This window comes from Myxococcus llanfairpwllgwyngyllgogerychwyrndrobwllllantysiliogogogochensis (assembly GCF_006636215.1).
Classification (GTDB): domain Bacteria; phylum Myxococcota; class Myxococcia; order Myxococcales; family Myxococcaceae; genus Myxococcus; species Myxococcus llanfairpwllgwyngyllgogerychwyrndrobwllllantysiliogogogochensis.
In genome coordinates, this window is record NZ_VIFM01000056.1 from 44,474 (window position 1) to 50,721 (window position 6,248).

Sequence of the window (6,248 nt, forward strand, 5' to 3'; positions counted from 1 at the left end):
CCTAGGGCTGGAGGATGGGAACCGCGAAGGGGTCCCCAAGGGCGCGGGAACATGAGGGGTCCGACGATGGACAGGCCGCGGTGAGCCCACCGGGACACCCACAGTCCACGGGGCAGGTGTTCACCGTCTCCGCGGTGCAGATTCCGTCACCGCACCAGCAGTCGCCCGGACAGGTGGCCTCCGTCTCCGCGCCCGCCTGACAGAAGCCGTCCCCGCACCCCAGATGGCAGGAGCCCATGCAGGAGTCGGACAGCGAGGAGACCTGGGCGACAGGGCACGTGCGGACGGACTGGCCTTGCGTGCCGAGCGCGCCAGGCGGTGGGAGGTCTTCCCGAGCGCCACAGGCCGCGAGCAACGCCAGCGAGAACCCCACCAGCCAGCGCCACGGCCCCGGATGCGAAGCACGTCGAGCCTCGCACACTCCGGGTATGAGATGACGAAAGCGGAGTCGATTCAGCATGTCAGCCCCACGATAAGGGGTTTCGCTATATTCTCGGAACGCTGGCGTTCCCAGTCATTCAATGACAAGCGTGGTTTGGGACACACACCCCTGTCAAGGAAGCGTCCTCGGGAGACTCCATGCGCCGCAAGCGGCTGCACGTTGTCGGGTTGGCGGCGTTCCTGCTCCTGTTGGGGCTGGGCGCCGTGTGGTGGAAGCAAGCGGGGGAAGCATCTTCCGCCCCGGTGGGAAACGCGGCGCCGATGGTGCGGGCTTCCACGAGCCCACCACCCGCCGAGGCCATCCCGGACGCGCGCGACGAGGCCGGAAGACGCGCCTGGGTGCCGGGCACGCTCCACCGTCACGCGTTGAGCCTGGGGCTGACAGTGTCCTTTGGCCAACAGAAGGACCCCGCCACAGCCACGGCGCAGGGCATGCGCTTCGCCCTCCAGGGTGAGTGGGACGTGGGCATCGTCTCCGCCGAGGGAGACACCGTCCTCGTCCGCCTCCACCTGCGACCGGCGAGCTTCGGGCTGGAGGTGGAGGGACAAGGGGCGCTGTCGCCCGAGACGCGGCAGGCGATGGTGGCGGCGCTGTCGCTGCCCTTCTTCGCGACGCTGGACAGGACGGGCGCGGTGTCGCTGACGCATTTCGAGCAGGGCGTGGACGAGCTGGCGCGCGGGCTGCTGCGCTCGGTGTTGGCGTCCTCCCAGTTCGTGGTGAACGGCGTCCCCGGGACGACGTGGCGAACAGAAGAGCAGGACACCTCCGGCCAGTACGTCGCGGAGTACCAGCGCCAGGGGACGACCCACTTCGACAAGCGCAAGCGGGCCTATATCTCCGTGGCCACGCCACAAGGACTCCAGCCGCCAGGCACGGAGCTGCGCATGAGCGTCAGCGGCGGCTCCACGTTCGAGCTGGGCGAGGGCGCGTGGCTCCAGAGCCTCCAGACGCGCGAGCAGCTCACGGTGGAGCCGGGCGAGGGCCTGCCCACGGTGACGAACGCGACGGAGCTGACGTTGCGCCTGCTGGAGCGTCGACAGGAGCCCTCGCTGCGCGACGCCTTCGCCGCGCGCGCGGGCTTCTTGAACACCGCCGCGCTGGCCACCTTCCAGGGGCAGGCGACTGACCCGCTCGCCCATCATCGACAGGTGCTCGGCTCGCGTCGCTTCGAGGACATCCTCGCGGACCTGCTCGCGCTGCCCACCGACGAGAAGGCCCGCGACGACGCGCGGACGCGGGCCCTGGAGCAACTGCGCGCCCTGCTGCTGCTCCACCCCGAGGAGGCCGCGCGAATCCCCGCGCTGCTGCGCTCGAAGGACCTGTCCCCATTGGCCGCGAGCGCCATGCTGGGCGCGCTCTCCGCGGCGAGCACGCCTGAGTCCCTGCGCGCCCTGGCGTCGGCCACCGTCGACAGCGCGCTGACGACGGACGTGCGCATGGACGCGGTCTCCGCGCTGGGCATGGCGGACAACCCCATCCGCGAAGGCGTGGACACACTGCGCCAGTTGTCGCGGAGCGAGGACCCGAGGCTGCGGGGCACGGCGACGCTGGCCCTGGGCAACTCCGCGCTCCAGCTGAACGACACCGACGCGCGCGGCTCCGAGGCGCTGGTGCAGGAGTTGAAGAACGACTACCGCGCCGCGAGGGACGCGGAGCAGCGGGCCCTGCTGCTGCGCTCGCTGGGCAACACGCGGGCTCCGGGCGCGCTCGAGTCCATCGCGGACGCGCTGCGCTCCGACTCCGTGAAGGTCCGCGAGGCGGCCATGGTGGCTCTGCGCGGGATTCCCGGCCCGGAGGCGGACCGCCTGCTGCTGGAGCGTCTGGTGAACGACCCTGTCTCGGAGGTGCGCCGGGGCGCGGTCTTCGCCTGCGGCTTCCGTCCCCTGGAGCCCCTGCTGCTGCCCGTGCTGGGACAGGCGCTGCGCGAGGACGTGTCCGACGGCGTGCGCTCCGATATCATCCAGCTTCTGGGCCAGCACCGGGGCAACACACCTGGCGCCCTGGCCCTGCTGCGCTGGGCAAGCCAGCATGAGCGCAATCCCGACATCCGTCGCATGGCCACCACGTACGTGGAAACCCCCACCACGCCTGTTCCCTCTCAGTCAGCGCCCTGAAGTTGACGCGGCGGACCGTGGAAAGTCAGACATACCGACCCGGCTCGCACCGTGTTTTCACGAATCAATCACATCCAACGACTTCACTCGGAGTAAATAATCGGCCTTCCACCCATCCCCCCCGGAGGCCCACATGAACAGGGCACTGTCGCGCTTCGTCGCGATGATGCTGGCCGTGGTTCCAGGACTCGGCGCAGCGCAGAGCTACGTCGACCCGAACCCCTACGTCGTCCAGCCCTCGAAGTATCCCTTCGCCGTCTACGCCCCGGGCTACACGCTCAACAACAAGGTGGCGTGGGAGTCGCAGGTCGCGCCATTCGTCCCGGGTGCCAGCTACACGACGACCCAGGAGTACGCCATCCTCCAGGACGAGACGAACCGGACGGGAGGCCAGCTCCAGTACGACGCGTCGGATTTCACGCACAACATCGACGTCCAGCAGGCGGTCATCCCGGAGGCGTTCCAGCACCAGGTCCCTCCGCCGACGGAAATCATGCCGTGGACCAACCCGTCGCAGACGTTCAACAAGTCCTATGTGCGCACGGAGAAGTTCGGCAACAGCCTCTTCGGCGCGGGCTACCACCTCAACGCGCTGCTCACGGCCGAGACGGCGACCATCAACGCGGACAAGAAAGTGGTCGCGGTGGCGGACGGCAGGCTCTTCGCCGCCGTGTTCTCCTCGGAGCACGACGTGGTGCGCGGGCGCGCCCAGGTAGTGGGGCAGAACGGCGGCGACAACAGCGGCACGGCGGCGCTCTACGTGCTGGGCCAGGAGGTCTGGTCCACCAGCCTCTACGCCACGTACTCCCCGCCTCCCATCAACTGGAGCCGGACGTTCTTCTCCGCCTCCAAGACGTTCATGGTGGGGCCGGTGCCCATCACCGTGAAGGCGTCGCTCTCCGGCGGCGTGAAGCTGGCGGTCCAGGGGCTCATCGGTCCCACGGTGGCGCGGCTGTCGGCGATACCGGGCGGCTGGTCCAACGTCGCCGCGTCCGCGTCGGTGGACGTCATCATCGTCGCCTTCGGCGTGGAGGGCAGCCTGGCGCTCATCAACGCCACCCTGCCCGCCTCGGGCGAGGTGTTCTGGCCCGTCTGCACGCTCGACTGGAAGCTGAAGACGGACCTGGACCTGAACACGCTCTCGGGAACCCTGAAGGCCTTCGCCCGCGTCCGCATCCTCTTCTTCAAGAAGACCTGGTGGGTGACGATTGCCCAGTGGGCCGGCATCACCCACAAACGGACGCTGCTGGGAATCGAGGGCTCACAGCCCCTGGGCATCTGTAGCTGACGCGCTGAAAGAAGACGCTCCACCTCGCGGGCCAGTCACGCGCGCGAGGTGGAGTCAGTCGCCGCCCGGGCTCACAGGCCGTGACGGGCGACGGTGTCCAGCGGGGACGAGGCGTGCAGGGCCACGCGGAAGGTGGTGCCCACGCCCACGGACGACTCCACGGAGATGTGGCCGCCCAGCGCGGTGACGATGGTGTCGCAGATGGACAGGCCCAGGCCCGTGCCCAGGCCCGCGGACTTGGTGGTGAAGAACGGGTCGAAGATGCGGCGCAGGTGCTCCGGAGGGATGCCGCCCCCTGTGTCGCGCACCTCCACCAGGACGCGCTCGCCGTCTTCCGGCCGCGTGGTGATGCGAATCTCGTTCGTCTCCGACTGGCCTTCTTCAATCGCGTGCGCGGCGTTGATGACCAGGTTGAGGAACACCTGGAACAGCTTGCCCTCGTTGCCACGCACCGGAGGCACCACGCCGTAGCTCTTCACCAGCCGCGCCCGGGGACGCACCTCGCTGGCCGCCATCTGCGCCACCGAGTCGAGCACCCGGTGCACGTCCACCGGCTCCTCGCGGTTGTCCTCCACGCGGGAGAAGACGCGCAGCTGGCGGACAATCTGCCGCATCCGCTCGGCGCCCTCGCGTGCGTCGTCCAGCACCTGGCGGCACTCCACCAGGTCATCGGGCGTCAGCGGACGCGCGCGCGGGCCCACCGTGGCGTGCAGGAAGTCCAGGTTGGAGAGCACGTAGGCCAGCGGGTTGTTCAGCTCGTGCGCGATGCCGGCGGCGAGCAGGCCCATGGAGGCCATGCGGTCGGCGAGGATGAGCTGCGCCTGGGAGCGCTTTCGCTCCGTGAAGTCGCGCGCCATCGTCACCCACGCGGGAGCCCCGTCGAAGACGACGGCCAGCGTCACCAGGTCCGCCACCACCGTCTCGCCGTCGCGGCGCACCAGCGGCACCTCCACCGCGCGCGCCGCCCGTTTTCCCTCCAGCGCCTGGCCCAGGTAGAGCTGCGCCGCGCTCCGGTCCTCCTCGCGCACCAGCTCCAATACGTGCCGGCCCACCAGCTCCGACGCGTCCCGGTAACCCAGGTACTGCACCAGCGCCGGGTTCACCGACAGCAGCACGCCGTCCCCCACGTGCACCATGACGGGGTCCGGGAAGGCCTCGATGAGCAGGTGGACGCCGGCCTCGGTGCGCCGCAGCGTCGTCTCCGTGCGCACGCGCAGCGCCTTGTCCGTGCGCTGCTCCAGCGCGAGCGACAGCGTGCCCGCCGCGCCCGACAGGAGGTTGACCTCGATGGGCCCCCAGGGCCGCGCCTCGCGACAGTTGTCGAAGCCGATGACGCCGAAGAGCTGCCCATGCACGTGCAGCGGCAGGAGCAGCACCGAGCGCACACCCTGCGCCTCCAGCATCGGCTTCAGCACGGGCGTGAAGCTCCAGGGAAGGCCCTGCACCGGCTCGCCGCGAATCAGCGCGGAGGCCTGCTCGGGCAGCAGCGCCTCCAGGAGCGGCAGGCCGTGCATGTTCGGGTCCTCCAGGTTGGGAGGAATCCCCGGCTCGCACCACTCCGCGCGCTGCGAGGCGAGCGGCGCGCCTTCCGCGCTGCGGTGCATCTCGAAGACGTAGACGCGGCTGGCGGCGGACACGCGGCCCAGCGGCTCCACCACGGAGGCGTACAGGTCCACGGGGAGCTGGTGCGGCATCATCCGCCGCTGCACCTCCACCATCGTCTCCAGGTAGCGCTCGCGCGTGGCGACGGCCTCCTCGGCCCGACGGCGGGAGTCGATGTCCAGCAGCGTGCCCACCACCTCGCCAGGCAGGCCCGGCACGCTCCGGGCGGCCAGCACCACCCACCGCGCCTCATCGCCCACGGACAGGCGCAGCTCCTGGCGCGCGTCCGGGAGTCGCTGCGTGGCCACGGCCTCCAGCAGGGTCCTCGCCGCCTCGCGGTCCGGGGGGTGTACGGCCTCCAGCAGCGGGTGTCCCTGGAACACCGCGCCGAGCGTCCCGGTCAGCTTCTCCCAGCCGGGGCCCAGGTAGGCGACGCGGCCGTGGGCGTCGAGCTGGAACACCACCTCGCTGAGCAGCCCCTCCAGCACCTGGAGACGCCGCGCCATCGCGGCCCCGCTGTCTGGGGATGACGAGGGTGCTCGGGAGGAATGGCCACCCGCGCTCGCCTCGGGAACCGGTACCGGGGCCTCGACACGCCCCACGTCCCGCCGCTCGTCTGCCACTTCGGCCTCCTGCGCCCTCGGCGGGGGTCCAGCGTCCAGGCAGCGCACATGGCTGCCAGAAGCCTGTCCAACACCCTGTGCCCCTCCCGGTGGCGACGTCTTCTCCAGCATAGAGCCGGCGAATGTCGGGAAGTCAATGAAGGCGGAGAAGGTTCACTCCTGGTCGCCCGGTTCCCACC

General features: G+C 70.2%; 4 protein-coding genes. 2 read left to right on the forward strand and 2 right to left on the reverse strand.

All coding sequences use genetic code 11. The features are described 5' to 3' along the window. Window position 1: 1 nt before the first annotated feature. Window positions 2-460 carry a hypothetical protein gene (locus FJV41_RS16490; protein ID WP_141643447.1) on the reverse strand — a complete coding sequence of 153 codons (459 nt, stop codon included), beginning with the start codon at window positions 458-460 and terminating at the stop codon, window positions 2-4. A gap of 119 nt (window positions 461-579) precedes the next feature. Here FJV41_RS16490 and FJV41_RS16495 point away from each other — a divergent pair, with 119 nt between their 5' ends. Both FJV41_RS16495 and FJV41_RS16500 read left to right on the forward strand, forming a co-directional pair. Continuing rightward, window positions 580-2,556, forward strand: coding sequence for a HEAT repeat domain-containing protein (locus FJV41_RS16495; RefSeq protein ID WP_141643448.1), 1,977 nt, complete (start codon window positions 580-582; stop codon window positions 2,554-2,556). 133 nt (window positions 2,557-2,689) lie between these two features. Beyond that, the gene (locus tag FJV41_RS16500) at window positions 2,690-3,844 is read left to right on the forward strand and encodes a hypothetical protein (protein ID WP_141643449.1); all 1,155 of its coding nucleotides are present in this window, start codon (window positions 2,690-2,692) and stop codon (window positions 3,842-3,844) included. 71 nt (window positions 3,845-3,915) lie between these two features. Here FJV41_RS16500 and FJV41_RS16505 read toward each other — a convergent pair whose 3' ends face one another. Continuing rightward, window positions 3,916-5,952, reverse strand: a complete 2,037-nt coding sequence (locus FJV41_RS16505) for an ATP-binding protein (protein ID WP_246137240.1) — start codon at window positions 5,950-5,952, stop codon at window positions 3,916-3,918. Window positions 5,953-6,248: the final 296 nt, after the last annotated feature.

What these genes read in the sequence shown, in the direction of transcription:
- FJV41_RS16490 (WP_141643447.1), bottom strand. Translation starts at nt 460, where the DNA reads ATGCTGAATCGACTCCGCTTTCGTCATCTCATACCCGGAGTGTGCGAG.
- FJV41_RS16505 (WP_246137240.1), bottom strand. Translation starts at nt 5,952, where the DNA reads ATGGCGCGGCGTCTCCAGGTGCTGGAGGGGCTGCTCAGCGAGGTGGTG.
- FJV41_RS16500 (WP_141643449.1), top strand. Translation starts at nt 2,690, where the DNA reads ATGAACAGGGCACTGTCGCGCTTCGTCGCGATGATGCTGGCCGTGGTT.
- FJV41_RS16495 (WP_141643448.1), top strand. Translation starts at nt 580, where the DNA reads ATGCGCCGCAAGCGGCTGCACGTTGTCGGGTTGGCGGCGTTCCTGCTC.